Origin of the sequence: Frigoribacterium sp. Leaf164 (assembly GCF_001423665.1) — a bacterium.
GTDB classification, from domain to species: Bacteria; Actinomycetota; Actinomycetes; order Actinomycetales; family Microbacteriaceae; genus Frigoribacterium; species Frigoribacterium endophyticum.
Window position 1 is genome coordinate 1,082,026 of record NZ_LMOX01000003.1, and the last position, 16,425, is coordinate 1,098,450.

The 16,425-nt window shown below is 73.7% G+C and carries 15 protein-coding genes and 1 pseudogene; 8 read left to right on the top strand and 8 right to left on the bottom strand.

Features of this window, described 5'->3' with window-relative positions:
* Nucleotides 1-29: 29 nt before the first annotated feature.
* Both ASF82_RS13020 and ASF82_RS13025 read right to left on the bottom strand, forming a co-directional pair.
* Nucleotides 30-1,196, bottom strand: coding sequence for a hypothetical protein (locus ASF82_RS13020; protein ID WP_056057760.1), 1,167 nt, complete (start codon nt 1,194-1,196; stop codon nt 30-32).
* Nucleotides 1,197-1,278: 82 nt separating this feature from the next.
* Nucleotides 1,279-1,890, bottom strand: coding sequence for a hypothetical protein (locus tag ASF82_RS13025; RefSeq protein WP_056057763.1), 612 nt, complete (start codon nt 1,888-1,890; stop codon nt 1,279-1,281).
* Between the two features lie 276 nt (nt 1,891-2,166).
* Here ASF82_RS13025 and ASF82_RS13030 point away from each other — a divergent pair, with 276 nt between their 5' ends.
* Nucleotides 2,167-3,582, top strand: a complete 1,416-nt coding sequence (locus tag ASF82_RS13030) for an alpha-amylase family glycosyl hydrolase (RefSeq protein ID WP_082514629.1) — start codon at nt 2,167-2,169, stop codon at nt 3,580-3,582.
* Nucleotides 3,583-3,691: 109 nt separating this feature from the next.
* Nucleotides 3,692-4,162 (top strand): MaoC family dehydratase, encoded by a 471-nt coding sequence (locus ASF82_RS13035; RefSeq protein WP_056057766.1) that lies wholly within the window; start codon nt 3,692-3,694, stop codon nt 4,160-4,162.
* 1,260 nt (nt 4,163-5,422) lie between these two features.
* On the opposite strand, the pseudogene ASF82_RS16370 reads toward ASF82_RS13035, so the two are convergent.
* The 5 genes and pseudogenes from ASF82_RS16370 to ASF82_RS13060 form a co-directional block, all read right to left on the bottom strand.
* Nucleotides 5,423-6,595 (bottom strand): annotated as a pseudogene (locus ASF82_RS16370) (glycoside hydrolase family 2 protein); the annotation flags it as partial.
* A 197-nt stretch (nt 6,596-6,792) separates the two neighbouring features.
* Nucleotides 6,793-7,539 (bottom strand): NADPH-dependent F420 reductase, encoded by a 747-nt coding sequence (locus tag ASF82_RS13045; protein WP_056057773.1) that lies wholly within the window; start codon nt 7,537-7,539, stop codon nt 6,793-6,795.
* A gap of 52 nt (nt 7,540-7,591) precedes the next feature.
* Nucleotides 7,592-8,212: a TetR/AcrR family transcriptional regulator gene (locus ASF82_RS13050; protein ID WP_056057776.1), complete on the bottom strand. Its 621-nt coding sequence runs from the start codon at nt 8,210-8,212 to the stop codon at nt 7,592-7,594.
* Nucleotides 8,213-8,338: 126 nt separating this feature from the next.
* A complete protein-coding gene (locus ASF82_RS13055) occupies nt 8,339-9,085 on the bottom strand; it encodes a DeoR/GlpR family DNA-binding transcription regulator (RefSeq protein WP_056057779.1) in 747 nt (248 codons plus the stop codon).
* Entirely contained in the window at nt 9,082-9,990 is a 909-nt protein-coding gene (locus ASF82_RS13060) for a ribokinase (protein ID WP_056059190.1), read from the bottom strand. The genes ASF82_RS13055 and ASF82_RS13060 overlap by 4 nt, the downstream gene beginning before the upstream one ends.
* Before the next feature lie 182 nt (nt 9,991-10,172).
* Between ASF82_RS13060 and ASF82_RS13065 the strand changes: the two genes are divergently transcribed.
* From ASF82_RS13065 to ASF82_RS13085, 5 genes are all read left to right on the top strand, one after another.
* On the top strand, nt 10,173-11,120 hold the full coding sequence (locus ASF82_RS13065; protein ID WP_056059192.1) for a sugar phosphate isomerase/epimerase: 948 nt from the start codon (nt 10,173-10,175) through the stop codon (nt 11,118-11,120).
* A 223-nt stretch (nt 11,121-11,343) separates the two neighbouring features.
* Nucleotides 11,344-12,348 carry an ABC transporter substrate-binding protein gene (locus tag ASF82_RS13070; RefSeq protein ID WP_197981568.1) on the top strand — a complete coding sequence of 335 codons (1,005 nt, stop codon included), beginning with the start codon at nt 11,344-11,346 and terminating at the stop codon, nt 12,346-12,348.
* A complete protein-coding gene (locus tag ASF82_RS13075) occupies nt 12,345-13,952 on the top strand; it encodes a sugar ABC transporter ATP-binding protein (RefSeq protein WP_156370143.1) in 1,608 nt (535 codons plus the stop codon). Before ASF82_RS13070 ends, ASF82_RS13075 begins: the two co-directional genes overlap by 4 nt.
* A complete protein-coding gene (locus ASF82_RS13080; protein ID WP_056057786.1) occupies nt 13,945-15,000 on the top strand; it encodes an ABC transporter permease in 1,056 nt (351 codons plus the stop codon). Before ASF82_RS13075 ends, ASF82_RS13080 begins: the two co-directional genes overlap by 8 nt.
* A 102-nt stretch (nt 15,001-15,102) precedes the next feature.
* Nucleotides 15,103-15,585 carry an RbsD/FucU family protein gene (locus tag ASF82_RS13085; protein WP_056057789.1) on the top strand — a complete coding sequence of 161 codons (483 nt, stop codon included), beginning with the start codon at nt 15,103-15,105 and terminating at the stop codon, nt 15,583-15,585.
* Between the two features lie 13 nt (nt 15,586-15,598).
* Here ASF82_RS13085 and ASF82_RS13090 read toward each other — a convergent pair whose 3' ends face one another.
* Entirely contained in the window at nt 15,599-15,829 is a 231-nt protein-coding gene (locus ASF82_RS13090; RefSeq protein WP_056057792.1) for a DUF2283 domain-containing protein, read from the bottom strand.
* A 355-nt stretch (nt 15,830-16,184) separates the two neighbouring features.
* Here ASF82_RS13090 and ASF82_RS13095 point away from each other — a divergent pair, with 355 nt between their 5' ends.
* On the top strand, nt 16,185-16,385 hold the full coding sequence (locus ASF82_RS13095) for a hypothetical protein (RefSeq protein ID WP_056057795.1): 201 nt from the start codon (nt 16,185-16,187) through the stop codon (nt 16,383-16,385).
* Nucleotides 16,386-16,425: the final 40 nt, after the last annotated feature.

Genomic DNA, 16,425 nt, shown 5'->3' on the forward strand with positions numbered 1-16,425 from the left:
AGGCCTCAGCCCGAGACCGGAGCCCCGGGTCAGCCGCAGGTGACGACCAGCCCGAGCCCCACGACGGAGACCACGCTGATGCGCACCGCGTTCGGGACGGGCTTCGTCCACTGCCCCACGAGCTGGGTCGTGACCGTGAGCTGCTGCGACCCGAGCACGAGCACGCCGCCCGGCTTGAAGTCGACGGCGCGGTCCGTCGACGCCGTGGTCGTCGCGGTCGTCGTCCCCGACGACACGCTGAAGCGCAGCGTGGACGGGGTCTCGCCCGCGTAGCTCCAGCCGATGCGGACGCCCCCGGCGATCGGGGCGCAGGTGAAGGCGGAGGCCGCGTCCACCGTCCCCGCCGTCAACGACGCCGACGTCGCCGTCCGGGCGAAGAACGGCGCCGCCGCCGCCTCGGTGGGCAGCGTCGCGAGCGGGGCCGTGACGAGCATCGCGAGCGCGAGGGCGGACGACGCGGCGCGCAGGCGCCGCAGCCTCCGCGCCCGGTGGCGGATCGACCGCCGGCTCGGCCAGGCGACGAGGGCGGGCAGACCCATGCCGACCCGCGACTCCCCGGCACCTGCCGCGGCCGCGGCCTCGGCCTCGGCATCGGCATCGGCGCAGATCCGCCGCTGCTCGCGGTCGACCGTCGTCAGCGCCAGCAGCACGAGCACCCCGAGGGCGACCATCGCGAGCGGCACCCACCTGCCCTCGCGGGCCCAGACGACGGGCATGCCGATCGACGGCACGCGGAGGAACCCGACCCCGTGCACCGCCGACGCCCCGATCGGCGTCGAGTCGGCGGCGGCGTTGGCGTCGCCCTTGGTCACCATCAGGCCGCCGGCCAGCGCCTCCGCGTAGCGGTGCAGGCGCAGGTGCCCCGGCTGGTCGGGGTCGTCGGCGAGCAGCACGTGCCCGGTCTGGACGAGGTCCATCGGCACGGGGCGCGAGACGACGACGTCGCCGACGCGGATGCGCGGCTCCATCGATCCGGTCACGACCGTCGTCGGGTGCCAGCCGAGCACCGCGGGCGCCGCGGCCCAGAAGGCGAGCCCCAGCAGCGCGACGATCACGCCGCGGGCGACCGTGGCGACGACGATCCGCGACCAGTCCTCGACGCCGGTCCGCGCCGTCGGCAGGGTCGACAGGGTCGGCGAGGAGGCGCGGGTCGAGCCCCGCAGCGGGCTCGCGACGTGCTGTGCCGTCGCCGACATGGCGGCCTCCCCTCTCGACGTGGGGTCCGTGACGCGGGGCGGGCGGCGGCGCGGCACGAGCCGCGCCGTCGCCCGGGGACGGCTAGTTGTTGTTCTGGACTTCCCAGGTGAAGCCCTGCTTGACGTTCACGCCCTGTGACGTGTTGAGCAGGTCCGACGCGACGGTGTAGGTGAACTTGTACAGGCGGTTCTCGGCGGTGGAGTCGGCCCCCGTCGGGTTGCCCGTCGTCACCCACGCGTCGGCGCCGTTCGCGTAGCTGGAGCGCGCCGTCTGGAACGCGGCGAGCGTGCCGTCGTAGACGGTGCCGCCCGTGCCCGCGGCGACGAACGCCTGGCAGGTGCCGGTGCCCTGCTCTATCTTGAGCGTGGTCTTGAGGCCGAGGTCGCTGCTGACGTTGACGGCACCGGTGCCGTAGAGCTTCACGGTCGAGGGCAGGCTGCCGGTCGAGGTGACGGTGATGCAGTTCGTGCCGGTCGAGCCGGGCTTGAGGTTGACGGCGCTGAACAGGGCGACGTCGGCGTCGTTGTCGGTGAGCTTCACCGAGCCGGTGGTCCAGTTGCTCGTGGGGTTGCTCGTCTGCGCGCTGAACGCCGAGTACGACGCGTTCGAGACGACGAGCCCGGAGGCGACGAGGGCGAGCGGGACGCCGATGACGGCGGCGAGGCGGGCAGCACGGGGCGTGGCGGTGCGCATGACGGGGTGTCCTGATCCTTGGGTGCAGCATGTCCGGTCGACGGAGTGCCACGGAGGGGCGCGGGAGGCGGCTGGTGAGACCGCGGTGCGCCGACCGCACGGGCGTGGTGAGGGCCCGACGACGTCCGGTTGTTACGGTCACCAAGATAAACCTGTGAGCGCTCCTCAGCAAGGTCGCGGGCGACCCCCGAGGGAGGGGGGCTCGCGCATCGGCCAGGGCCCCGGGGAGGCGCGTGCCTGGGCGTCGGCAGCGCCCGCGTCGGTACCGTGGCGGGCATGCAGCAGCCCGACGCCCCCGCCCCGTCCGACGCCCCGAGCCCGGGCGTGGCCCCCACGTCGAGCGGCGCCCCGGCCTGGACGGAGCACGTCGTGTGGTGGCACGTGTACCCCCTCGGGTTCGTGGGGGCCGACACGACCGGGGCGGACCGCTCGCCGGCACCGCGCCTCCTCGACCTCGTGCCGTGGCTCGACCACCTCGTCGCGCTCGGCGCCAACGGGCTCGCGCTCGGGCCCGTGTTCGCGTCGTCGACGCACGGCTACGACACCATCGACTGGATGCACGTCGACCCGCGGCTCGGCAGCGACGACGACCTCGTCACGCTGATCGACGCGGCGCACGGGAAGGGCGTCCGCGTGATGCTCGACGGCGTCTTCAACCACGTCGGCCCCGAGTTCCCGCCGCTGGTCGAGGCCCGCGCCGACCCGTCGTCGCCGGCGGCCGCGCTGTTCCGCCGTGACGGGTCGGGCGACCTGGCGACCTTCGAGGGCCACGGCGGGCTGATCGCCCTCGACCACGCGTCGCCCGAGGTGGCACGGCTCGTCACCGACGTGATGACGCACTGGAGCGACCGCGGCGCCGACGCCTGGCGCCTCGACGCCGCCTACTCGGTGCCGACCTCGTTCTGGGCGACGGTGCTGCCCGCCGTCCGCGAGCGCCACCCCGACGTGTGGGTGGTCGGCGAGGTGCTGCACGGCGACTACGCCGCGATCGTGCGCGAGGCGGGGCTCGACGCGGTCACCCAGTACGAGCTCTGGCAGGGCGTCTGGCACGCGCTGCAGAGCGTCAACCTGCACGAGCTGGCGTGGGCCCTCACCCGGCACGACGAGTTCCTCGACGCGTTCGTGCCGCTGACCTTCGTCGGCAACCACGACGTCACCCGCATCGCCAGCCAGGTCGACGACGAGCGCCACCACGCGCACGCGACCGTGCTGCTGTTCACCCTCGGCGGGGTGCCGTCGGTCTACTACGGCGACGAGCTCGGGCTGCGGGCCGTGAAGGAGGAGCGGGTCGGCGGCGACGACGCGGTGCGCCCGGCCTTCCCCCGCTGGTCGGGCGACGACGTCGTGTCGCTCGTGCCCGACGCCGACCCCGCCGCCCTGGCGCTGCACCAGCAGATGATCGGGCTCCGTCGCCGTCACCCGTGGCTGTACACGGCCCGGTCGCGGACGGTGTCGGTGACGAAGGAGTCGCTCGTGCTCGAGCTGCGGCCCGGGGCGGGCGGGGACGCGGGTGCGGGCTCGGGTGCGGGCGCGGGCGACGTCGCGCTGGTCGTGGCCCTCTCGCTCGGCGACGAGCCGCTGCGGGTGGCCGACCCGGCGCCGGGCGAGTTCCTCGCCGGGCGCGACGCGGGGCTCGACGGCGACGAGCTCGTCGTCGGCGCCCACGGCTGGGCGGTCGTCGCGCGACGGTAGGTGCGGCGGGCCGAGTGGTCACGATCTGTTCGTCCCCCGCCCCGGGAGCAGCAGTTCGTGACCACTCGACCACTGCGCGCGGGAGGCGCGCGCGTGGTGGACTGGCTCCGTGCTCGACCCCTTCACCACGCCCCTGCCCGACCGGCACTTCGAGGACTACCCGCCCGGCTTCCACGCCGAGTACGGCCCCACCACGGTCACGGCCGACGAGATCGTCGCCTTCGCGACCGCCTTCGACCCGCAGCCGATGCACGTCGACGCCGAGTGGGCCGCCGCCGGCCCGTTCGGCGGGCTCATCGCCAGCGGCTGGCACACGACCGCGATCATGATGCGACTGCTCGTCGACCACTGGCTGAACGGCGAGACGAGCCTGTCGTCGCCCGGCGTCGACGAGCTGCGCTGGCACCGCCCGGTGCACCCCGGCGACCAGCTGACCGCCCGGTTCACGGTGCTCGAGGCGCGGCCGTCGGCTTCGCGGCCCGACCGGGGCATCCTCCGCACGCGCATCGAGCTGGTCGACGCCGACGAGCAGCTCGTCATGTCGCAGGTGATGACGAACTTCGTCCTGCGTCGCCCGTAGCGCGCGCCGCGGGCCCGGGCGTCAGCCCTGCAGGTCGCCCGCGTGCCGCACGACGTCGTCGGCGGTGAGCCGCTCGGCGTCCGACTCGGCGACCCCGGTCACCCGGAACGTCGCCGACTCCCCCGCGAGCAGCGTCACCATGCCCGTGTCGACCACGGCCCCGGGGTCGACCCGGTCGACGAGCAGGGTCACGTCGCGGGCGTAGCTGCGGGCGGTGACGGTGACCAGCGCGACGCCGGGAGCGGTCTCGGCGAGGGCGACCACCGCCTCCACCGCACCGGGGTCGAGCTGCTGGTCGACGACCTCGGCGGCGTCCCACCGGGCGCGGCCGGCGCCGAAGCCGGGCAGGTCGGCGACGAGCAGCTCGGCGGCGGGGTCGAGGCCGTCGACGAGCGCGGCCGGCAGCGAGACCGTGGTGCTGCCCCGCGCCTCGACCGTGACCGGCATCGCGACCTCGTCGCGGCGCCCGCCGTCGAACGCGACGGCGGCGACCGTGGCGGTGCCGCTCCACGCCTCGTCGGTGTCGTTGAGCAGCACCAGGGCCAGGCCGGAGGCGCGGGGCTGGAGCGTCGCCAGCCGCGCCTCGTAGACGGCCCGGAGCACGTGCCAGAGCGGCTTGCGGTGCCCCGCGAAGTCGACCGCCGCCCACGACACGACGGGCCAGTCGTCGTTCAGCTGCCAGACGACGACGCCGGTGTTCCGCGGCGCCAGCGAGCGGAAGTGCTCGACGCCGAAGCGGATCGCCGCGGCCTGGTTGAGCTGGGTCGCCCAGTGCCAGTCCTCGATCGTCGAGGGCGCGGGCAGGTGGCCGTCGAGGCCCCGCTCTAGTTTGAGGTTGCCGTCCTCGGCCTTCTGGTGCACGAGCATCTCGTGGCCGTACGGGGCGAGCGGCTCGTCGTGCACGACCGAGGTCAGCGTCGACCAGGCGGGCGGCCCCTGGAAGCCGAACTCGGAGACGAAGCGCGGCTCGTGGTCGCGGTAGGCCGTGTAGTCGAGGCGGTTCCAGACGTCCCAGATGTGCATGGTGCCGTTCGCGGCGTCGTTCGGGTGCAGGTACTCGCCGAACGACCACGGGCTGCCCGGCGAGTACGGCCGGGTGCCGTCCAGCTCGGCGACGACGCGCGGCAGCAGGTCGAAGTAGTAGCCCTCGCCCCAGGTGCGGCCGGCGAGCTGGCGACGCCAGTCCCAGTCGACGTAGCCCCAGATGGCCTCGTTGTTCCCGTTCCAGATCACGAGGCTCGTGTGGCGGCTGAGGCGGGNGCAGGCGAAGAGGAAGTCCTGCCAGACGAGCACGCCGGCCTCGTCGCACGCGTCGTAGAGGTCGTGCGACTCGTAGACGCCGCCGCCCCACACGCGCAGGAGGTTCATGTTCGCGTCGGTCGCGTCGGCGACGCGGAGGCGGTAGCGCTCGGGCGTCATCTCGGTGAGGAAGGCGTGGTCGGGGATCCAGTTCGCGCCCCGCACCTGCACCGGCTGGCCGTTGACGCTCAGCACGAAGGGCGCGCCGTGCTCGTCGGGGGCCGTGTCGAGGGCGACGGTGCGGAAGCCGACCCGCGCCTCCCACGGCTCGGTCTCGCTGCTGCTGCCGACCGTGACGGTGACGGGGTAGAGCGGCTGGGCGCCGTGGCCGCGGGGCCACCAGAGCTCGGCGTCGGGAACGACGACCGTGAGCCGCACCTGCGTCGTGCCGGGGGCGACCGCCGAGGAGGCGCGGTGCCCGTCGACGAGGACGGTCACCTCGGTCTCGGCGGCGGCGCTGGCGGCCGGGGCGACGGGGGTCGCCCACTCGAGCTCGACGTGGGCGTCGAGCACCCCGCCCTCATCGGTGACGTCGACGAGCGGCCGGACGGACGCGATGCGCACGCCCGACCAGCTGTCGAGCCCGATCGGTCGCCAGATGCCGCTGGTGGCGACGTCGACGCCCCAGTCCCAGCCGAAGTTGCTGGCGGACTTCCGCAGCATCGTGAAGGGGTGGTGGTTGACGTGCGGGAGCGCTCCGTGGCGCTCGACCCGCGACTCCACCTCGGGCACGGGCGCGGCGAACGTCACGACCAGGTGGTTGTCGCCGTCGGTCAGCGCGTGGCGCACGTCGACGCGGTACGAGCGGTGCTGGTTCTCGGTCTCGGCGACGACGACGCCGTTCAGCTCGACGCGGGCGACGGTGTCGAGCCCCTCGGCGACGAGGTCGTGGCGGTCGGAGCCGTCGTCGTGCCACTCGAACGTCGTCCGCCAGCGCCAGACGGTGTCGCCGATCCACTGCTGAGCGGCCTCGGCGTCGCCGTCGAACGGGTCGGTGACCATCCCCGCGGCGAGCAGGTCGGTGTGGGCGACGCCGGGCACGGTGGCCGGGATTCGCCGGCCCGCGACCTCGCCGGGCACCGGGCCGCTCACGGCCTCGAGGGTCCAGTCGTCGTGGAGGGGTCGGAGAGCCATGCGTGCGTGTCCTCGTCGTCGAGATGCGGGTGGGCCTCGCACCACGCTAGCGGGAGGCGCGGGGCCGCGGGCGCCCGGCGGGTGCGGCGGGTTCCCGTCCTCCTGGGCGGGTCGGCGCCGACCCGCCCAGGAGGACACGGACCCGCCGTACCGGCGTGACCTCCCCCGGCGGGCCGACCCGCGCCTCCCCGGGGCCCTCAGAACTGGCGGGCGGCGACGTCCGCGCGGTGCGACGCGGCGACCAGCTCGCGGAGGCGCTCCGCCGTCACGGGCGCGCCCGGGTCGGCGAGGTGGTCGACGGCGAGGGCCGCGGCGTCGGCCGCGTAGATCGGGGTGTACGCGCCCGACTCGGGCTCGGTGCGCCACGACTCGGCGAGCGAGCCCGCGTCGACCGGCTCGAAGCCGAGCAGGTCGACGAGCTCCATGACCCGGGCCTTGGCCGTCGCGTCGTCGCCCTGGACGGCGAGCGCCGTGCGCGGGGTCGAGCCCGTGAGCGCCGGGATGTGGTGGGCGAGGATGCCGTTGAACGCCTTGACGACGAGCGCGCCGGGCAGCAGCCGCTGCTCGAGCTCGGCGGTGGCGAGCTCGAGGCTGTCGAGCTCGGCGATGCGCCCGTCGCGGTGCGGGTAGTAGTTGCCGGTGGAGAGCACGACGCGGTCGGCGAGGGCGTCGACGGGCAGCGCCGCGTAGGCGCCGAGCGGGACGGCGAGCACGACCAGGTCGCCGGCTTCCGCCGCCTCGCGGGGAGCGGCGGCGCGGGCGCGGGGGCCGAGCTCCTCGACGAGGCCCGCGAGCGACTCCGGCCCGCGCGAGTTCGCGACGACGACGTCGAGGCCGGCCGCCACGGCGAGGCGGGCGAGGCCGCTGCCGATGTCGCCGCTGCCGATGACGCCGATGCTGGTGAGGGGGGTGGTGGTGGGGGTGGGGGTGGTGGTGTCGGTCATGGTGCCTCCTGGTCGTGGTCTTGGTCTTGGTCTTGGGGGCCGGCGGCCGCCGTCAGTCGTCGTCGCCCGCGGCTGCCGGACGTGCCTGCCACCCCCGGCGGGCGAGCGCCGCGAGCCCGTCGGCCGAGTCGTCGTCGGCGAGCGCGGCGCCCCGCACCCAGCTCGTGGCGAGGGCGGCGAGGAAGAGGTCGCGGGCGCGCACGTCGCTCCGGGCGGCGCCGTCGCGGCGGGCGGCGTCGAGGAACTCCTCGGTCACGGTGACGAAGCCCTGGCAGGTCGTCGCGAGGGGCGAGTCGCTCGTGAGCGTGGCGGCGCGCAGGGGCCCGGGCAGGCCGTCGAACGCCCCCGCCCAGTCGATCACCGCGTCGAGCCAGCCGTGCAGGGCGTCGCCCGCGTCGACGGTGCCGTCGTCGCGGCCGGCCCTGAGGGAGTCGCGGCGTGCGACGAGCGCGTCGTCGCGGGCCGTCAGCAGGGCCGCGAGCAGGGCCTCACGCGTCGGGAAGTGGCGGTACAGGGTGCCGGCGCCGACGCCCGCCCGCTTCGCGATCGCGTCGAGGGAGCCGCCGACGCCGTGCTCGGCGAAGTGCTGCTCGGCGGTGGCGAGGAGGTGCTCGCGGTTGCGGAGCGCGTCGGCGCGGGGAGCCCTGGCTCCGCGGGTGGTCGTGTCGGGCACGGCGTCCTCCTGGCGTCACGATGCGGAGGACCTCTCCGCATCACGAAGAGGAGACTATCTCCGTTCGCGCGGGAGCGCACCCCGGAGCACGGCCAGCGCCCTCGCGTGGCTCACCGCTGGTGCGGCTCAGCGCAGGCGCGGCGCGACGACGAAGGCCGCCGCGGCGTCGAGCACCGGGTCGGCGCGGTCGCTCACGACCGTGCAGACGCCGAGGCCGAACGAGCGGCAGAGCGAGACCACGCCGAACTTGCTGCTGTCGGCGAGCACGACGGTCTCGCGGCTGTGCGCCTGCACGAGGCGCTTCTTGTTGGCCTCGCGGATGTCGAAGGTGGTGACCCCGGCCTCAGCGTCGATGCCGGTGACGCCGATGAAGGCCCGGTCGAAGTAGAGGTCCTCGAGCTGCCGGTCGGTCATCGTGCCGGCGACCGAGCCGATGTCGGGCAGGTAGTCGCCGCCGAGCGCCGTCACGGTCACCCGGGGCCGGGGCACCATGCCGAGCACCTGCGTGTTCGAGGTGATGACGTGCACGTCGATGTTCGGCAGAGCCACCATGAACTCGGTCAGCGACGTGCCCGAGTCGACGTAGATCGTCTCGCCCTCGACCACCATGGCGGCGGCGGCGCGGGCGATCGCGACCTTCTCGTCGCGGTTGATCTGCGACTTCATCGCCGCCGGCAGCTCGGCCGAGCGCTCCTCGGCACGGATCGCCCCTCCGCGCAGGCTCACGACGTGGCCGGACTGCTCCAGCTCGCGGATATCGCGGCGCACGGTCGAGGGCGACGCCCCCGTGGCCGTGACGAGGTCGTCGATCAGGATCGAGTCGCCCGAGGCGACACGGTCGAGGATCAGCTGGTGCCTGGCGAACGATCTCACGCCTCGAGGTCCTCCCGGGTCGGCATGCTGGACTGTGCCCCCATCCCCGCGACGGTGATCGAGGCGACGAGCGCGGCGGTGCGGGCGGCCGAGAACGGGTCGACCCCGCCGGCCAGCGCGACGGCGAAGGCCCCGATGAACGAGTCGCCGGCGCCGGTCGTGTCGACCGCGCGGGCGGGCACCGCCCCCACGAACTCCACCCGTCGGCCCTCGAGAACATAGCAGCCGCGACTGCCGAGGGTCAGGACGACGGAGGCGCAGAACGCCGCCAGCTCGGCGACCGCGGCCCGCATCGCCGCGTCGTCGGCGACGTCGCCGAGGGGGCGCCCGAGGTACTCGGCCGCCTCGTCCTCGTTGACGACGAACCAGGCGCAGGCGCGGGTCACCTCGAGCGGCACGGGCCGGGCGGGCGCGGCGTTGTAGACGACCGGGACGCCCGCGGCCGCGGCGAGCGCCACCGCCCGCTCGTTCGCCGACGCGGGCACCTCGTTCTGCAGCACGACGACGGCCGACGACGCGACGAGGTCGGCGTTCTCGTCGACCCACTCGCCGGTCACGACGGCGTTCGCCCCCTCGACGATCGTCGCGTGCACCTCGCCGTCGCCGACGACGTGCACGATGCCGAGGCCGGCCGCCGCGCCGGTGGGCCGCAGCCGGAACTCGACGCCCTCGCGCTCGAGGGCGGCGCGGCAGATCTCGCCGTGCTGGTCCGCCCCCGCGGCGCCGACGAAGCGGACGGAGGCGCCGAGGCGGGCTGCCTGGACGGCCTGGTTCGCGCCCTTGCCGCCGGGGTCGGCGCGGAACCCGGTGGAGACGAGCGTCTCGCCCCGCCGCGGCAGCCGCTCCTGGCTGACGATCAGGTCGTAGTTGATGCTGCCGACCACCAGGATGGCGTGCGCCGTCATGCGGTCCTCCACTTCGTCGTGTCGACGACGTGCCGCCGCCAGGGCCGACAGTAGGCGGCGATGACGACGGTTGTCAAAGACGATCAGCATGCTGGTGCGGCGAACGCGCTCATCCGGCCGCTGAGCGTGACTAATAATGACACTGCTTGACAATCCCGGTCATGCTCCGTACGGTCGCCACCATGAAGTTCGCCACGCGCCTCAACTCGTTCATCGCCGGTGGAGACACCGCCGCAGCCCTCCGCCGCATCAGCGCGACGAAGGGCATCGACCACGTCGACCTCAACTACCCCGAGCACTTCGTCGGCATCGAGCCCGCCGACATGAAGCCCCTCCTCGACGAGCTCGGGCTCTCGCTCAACAGCGTCGCCATGCGCTTCCGCAAGGACTTCGTCCACGGCGAGTACAGCAACCGCGACGAGGCGGTCCGCCGCGAGGCCATCGAGCTGACGAAGGCCGGCATCGACGCCGCGGCCCTCGGCGGCAGCGACCTCGTGACGGTCTGGCTCGGCTACGACGGCTTCGACTACACGTTCCAGAAGGACTACGCGCGTGACCTCGGCCGCATCGTCGAGGCCTTCCAGGAGCTCGCCGACCACCGCCCCGACGTCCGCATCAGCATCGAGTACAAGCCCTACGAGGAGCGCGTGCACTCGGTCATCCGCAGCGTCGGGCAGACCCTGCACGTCCTCCAGCTGATCGACCGGCCCAACGTCGGCGCGACGCTCGACTTCGCGCACATGCTGATGGCCGGCGACGCGCCCGGCTTCGGCGCCGCGCTGCTGCTCGCCGAGGGCAAGCTGTGGGGCGTCCACCTCAACGACGGCAACAACGACCACGACGACGGGCTCATGATCGGCTCGATCCACCCCTTCGAGACGATCGAGTTCCTCTACTACCTGCTCCGCCACGACTACGACGGCGTCATCTACTTCGACACGTTCCCCATCCGGGAGGACGCACAGGAGGAGGCGGAGACCAACCGGGCCACCGTCGAGCTGCTCATCGCGAAGATCGAGGCGGTCGGCGTCGACCACATCACCTCGGTCATCGACCAGGCCGACGGCATCGCCTCGCAGCGCCTCCGCAACGAGCTGATGAGCGTCGCCGTCCCCGCTCCCGGCGCCTGACCCCTCGTCGAGGGCGTCCCGAGACTCCTCGGGCCCCGGCCGGTGCCTCCCCGCGACCCGCGCGTGCGGAGGCACCCGGCCCGCGACTCCCCCGGGCCCCCGCCCGACCCCGCACGACCCGACCGACCCGCACCACCCCGCACGACGAACACCCCCCGACCCCTTCTCACACACAGGTGGACACGCAATGGCGCGATCTAGAACAGTCTTCTCCCTCTCCCTCGTGGCGACCATCGCCCTCGTCGCCCTCGTCGGCGGCGTCGTCGGCGGCCGGGCCACGGTCTCCGAGGCGGCATCGAGCGGAGGGGGTGAGGGAGGCGCGGCGTCCGGAGTCAAGGTCGACGTCATCATCCGGGCCAGCGACTCCGCCTACTGGCAGACCCTGCTCGCCGGCTCCGAGGCCGCCGCGGCCGACTACGGCATCGAGGTCGCGACCTTCGGACCGACCTCCGAGACCGACATCGCCGGGCAGGTGCAGCTCGTCGAGAACTCCGTCTCGCGCGGCGCCGACGCCATCCTCATCGCGCCCAGCTCGAGCGAGGCCCTGAACGCCTCCATCGACCAGGCGCGGGCGGCCGGCATCAAGGTCATCACGGCCGACACGAAGGTCACCGCCGACATCGAGGGCCACATCGGCACGAACAACGTCCTCGCCGGCACGGCCGCCGGCGAGCGCATGTGCCAGCTGCTCACCGACGCGGGCACGACCACCGGCAAGGTGCTCGTCGAGGCCCCGATCGCGGGCATCGAGGCCAACCAGGACCGCGACGCGGGCTTCCGGGCCGGGCTCGCGGCAGGCTGCCCCGACATCGACTCCAGCCTGCAGAGCTACAACAACAACGACATCGGCACGGCGGCCTCGCAGGTGAACGACGCCATCTCGGCGAACTCCGACCTCGTGGGCGTCTTCGCCGACAACAACAGCTCCGGCGTCGGCGCGGCCACCGCCATCAAGGACAACGACGCGTCCGACGACATCGTCGTCGTCGCCTTCGACTCCGACCCGGCGGAGAACGCCGCCCTGGCCGACGGCAGCATCGACGCACTGGTCGTGCAGAACCCCTGGTTCCTCGGCTACCAGGGCGTCGTCGAGGCCGCGATGGCGACGCAGGGGCGCATCCCGCCCGCGAGCCTCGACCCCGGCGTCGCCGTGGCCGACCGCGACAACATGGAGAGCCCCGAGATCAAGTCGCTCCTCGAGCCGCAGACTGCCGAGACCAACGGATGACCGTCCGCGAGCCCGAGGGCGCTGCCGTGCTGCAGCTCACCGACGTCTCGAAGGCGTTCGGCGCCGTCCAGGCCCTCAGCGGCGTCTCGCTCAAGCTCGTGGCGGGGCAGGTGCACTGCCTCGCCGGCGAGAACGGCGCCGGCAAGTCGACGCTGATCAAGGTGCTCACGGGGGCGCTGCCCCGCGACTCGGGCGACTACGACATCGACGGCCGCACGGTCACGACGGCCACCCCGGCCGCCCTCCGCGGCGCGGGCGTGCAGGCCGTCTACCAGGAGCTCAGCCTCCTGCCGCACCTCTCGGTGGGCGAGAACATGTTCATGGGCCGCCTGCCGGCGCGCTCGGGCGTGATCCGCTCCCGAGACCTGCACGACCGCTGCCGGTTCGTGCTCGACTCGCTCGGCCTCGCCGACGTCGACCCCGACGTCGTCGTCGAGCGGCTGCCCGCCGCGACGAAGCAGCTCGTCGAGGTCGCGAAGGTCGTCACCGCCGACTCCGTCAAGGTGATCGTCTTCGACGAGCCGACGACGGCGCTGACCGAGGCCGAGTCCGACCGGCTGCTCGACCAGATCCGGAATTTCAAGGCGGAGGGCGTCGCGATCCTCTACGTCACCCACCGCCTGGAGGAGATGTTCGCCGTCGGCGACTGGGTCACGGTGCTCCGCGACGGCGAGCTGTCGCAGAGCGGGCCGATGAGCGACTACACGGAGGACACGCTGATCAACGCCATGGTCGGCCGTGAGGTGTCGAGCCTGTACCCGGACGAGGCGCGCGAGGTCCACCCGGCGCGCCTCAGCCTCCGGGGCCTGCGGCGCACGCCGGACAGCCCGACCATCGACCTCGAGGCCCGGGGCGGCGAGATCCTCGGCATCGGGGGCCTGCTCGGCTCGGGGCGCAGCGAGCTGCTGCTCAGCGTCTTCGGCTCGGAGCCGGTCGCGGAGGGCGAGATCCTCGTCGACGGCGTCGTGGTCCGGCCCGACGGGCCGCGCACGATGATGGACGCGGGCGTGGCCCTGCTCACCGAGGACCGCAAGGTGCTCGGCCTGCTGCCGGAGCTGTCCATCCGCGAGAACGTGACGATCGCGAGCCTGCGCGTCGGCTCCCGACGGGGGCTGCTGCCCGGCCGGGCACAGTCCGACGAGGCCGACGCCCTGCTCGACAGCCTCCGCATCCGCGCCGGCTCGTACGACCAGCCGGTCTCGACGCTCTCCGGGGGCAACCAGCAGAAGGTGCTGCTCGCCCGCTGGCTGCTGACGAAGCCCGGGGTCATCATGTTCGACGAGCCGACGAAGGGCATCGACGTCGGCGCCAAGGGCGAGCTCTACGACGTGATCAACGACCTGGCCCGCCGCGGCCTCGCGGTCGTCGTCGTCTCGTCGTACCTGCCCGAGCTGCTCGGCCTCGCCGATCGCGTGGTGGTGCTCCGCGAGGGCGCCGTCGCGGGCGAGCTGCCGGGCGGCGCCTCCGAGGAGGACGTGCTCCGCCTCGCCAGCGGCGGGGTCGACGACCCCGCCGACCACCTGCACGGCGTCCCGCCGCTCAGGCACGACCCCCGCACCGACCCGGTCACCCGACAGAACATCGAGGAAGTCCCCCATGCCTAAGTTGATGTGGCGCGAACCCATCGAGACGACGACCATCCGGGTGGTGCGGAACGGCGACGACGCCGCGGCCGCGGCCGCCCGGGCGTCGACCAAGCCGCGGGTCACGACCCTCGGCAGCATCGCCGGCCGCGAGAGCGGGGTGCTGATCGTCCTGCTCGTCGTGTTCGGAGCGCTGACGCTCGCGAGCGACGACTTCCTGACCGGCAACAACCTCGCGAACCTGGCCCGCCAGGTGTCGATCTTCGGGATCCTCGCCATCGGGCAGCTGATGGTCATCCTCACCGGGGGCATCGACCTCTCGGTCGGGTCGATCCTCGGCCTCGCCGGGGCGGTCACCGCGCAGCTGCTCGTCGCGGGCGTGCCGATCCCGCTCGCGCTGATCCTGGGCGCGCTCGTCGGGGCGGTGCTGGGCATCATCACGGGGCTGCTGGTGACGAGGTTCAAGCTCCCCCCGTTCATCGCGACCCTCGGCATGCTCGGCATCGCCCGGGGCGTGGTCCTCGTGATCACCGACGCGAACACGATCCAGGGCCTGCCCGAGGGCTTCCAGACGATCGCCAACGGCTCGGTGGTCGGCGTGCCGAACCTGCTGATCCTGTTCGTCGTCATCGCGGCGATCGCGGCCTTCGTGCTGAAGCGCACCGTCTTCGGCCGGTACGTCTACGCCGTCGGCTCGAACCCGGAGGCGGCGCGCCTGGCCGGAGTGCCGGTGCGGCTGGTGACCATCACGGTCTACGGCATCGCGGGGCTGCTGTCGGCGGTCGGCGGCGTGCTGCTGACCTCGCGGCTCGGGGCCGGCGTGCCCACGGCGGGCACCGGCTTCGAGCTGCAGGCGATCGCGGCGTGCGTGATCGGCGGCGCGAGCCTCTCCGGGGCACGGGGCAGCGCGATCGGCGCGGCCTGCGGGGCGCTGCTGATCGGCGTGCTGAACAACGGCGGCAACCTGCTGGCCGTGAACTCGTTCTACCTCCAGATCGCGATCGGCCTGCTGATCCTCGTGGCCGTCGCGTTCGACCAGCTGAACACCCGGGCCGCCGCCCGGGAGTGAGGCACGGCGACGGCCGGGCCGGTGCCTCCTGCGGGAGGTGGCCGGCCCGGTCGTCGTGCACCGCGACTCCCCCCGTCCCCTCCCTTCCTGAAGGAGCCCCTCGTGCTCAAGGGCATCGACCCCGTCCTCACCGCCGAGCTGCTGTCGGTGCTCATGTCGATGGGGCACGGCGACCAGCTGCTGCTCTGCGACGTGAACCACCCGGCCGCGTCGATCGCGGCCCACACCACCCACGGCACCGTCGTCGACCTCGCGGGCTGCGACCTGCCGCGGGCCGTGGGCGCCGTCCTGTCGCTGATGCCGCTCGACACGTTCGTCGAGGCACCCGTGACGCGGATGGCGGTGGTGGGCGACCCCGACCGGCTCGTGCCGGTGCACCACGCCGTGCAGGCCGCGGTCGACGCCGCCGTCGGCGGGGCCGTGCCGGTGGAGGCGCTGGAGCGGTTCGACTTCTACGCCGCGGCCCGTGGAGCGTTCGCGGTCGTGCGGACCAGCGACTGGGGGCCGTACGGGTGCTTCCTGCTGCGGAAGGGCGTGGTGGAGGGCAGGGCGTCGGGCGGGGCAGAGGCCGCCGCAGGGGCGTGAGCCTCCGGGCTCGTCACCCGATGCGGGTGGCGTGCTCCAGCACCGACTCGGCGAGCGCGGCGCGGGCTCCGACGACCTCGATCCCGAGCAGGCGCCCCTCGGCGTCGAAGTCGAGCACGACGGTGGCGCGGTCACCGGGGGCCTCGACGACCTCCTGGGCGACGGCGGCGCCGCGGCCGACGCGCGGCACGAGCTGGATGTAGGCGCAGTCGGCGGACGCGTCGTAGGTCACGGGGAGGTCCATCGCGCCACGCTAGCGCGCGGCTGACTCAGGCGGGTCCGTGTCCTTCCCGGCGGGCGGGCGCCGGCACGCCGACGAGGACAGGAACCCGCCGCACTCCCCGAGCGCCCTCGGCGCCACCCCGGAAGTACGGTCCAGCAGCGCTGATCCACTCCGGAGTGGATCAGCAATCCTGGCCCACGACTCCCGCCCCTGCCGCACCGAGGCGAGCCCTCCGACCCGCCGACCGCGGCGCTGCGTAGGCTCGCAGCGAGGACGAGCTCATTGCCGTGCCCGAGGGGGAAGCGCCCTGGGGAACACGACGACCGACGGAGGTCGCGATTCGTTGAGCGGCCCGGCGCGGGACGCCCGTCGGCTGATGGTCGCCGGGGCCGTGTGCGTGGTCGTCGCGATCGTGCTGCTGTTGCAGCCCCAGGACGAGCTGCCCGTGCTGGGCGACACGTCGTCCGCCGCACGCATCATCGGCGGTCTCGGGGCTGTCTTCGTGATCCGAGCTGGCATCGGCCTCTGGCTCGTGCGCCGGGACCGACGGAGGCGCGGGCCCGACGAGCAGACCTGACCGGGATCGTGCGGAGCACTGGACTCGCGGGGGGGGGGGG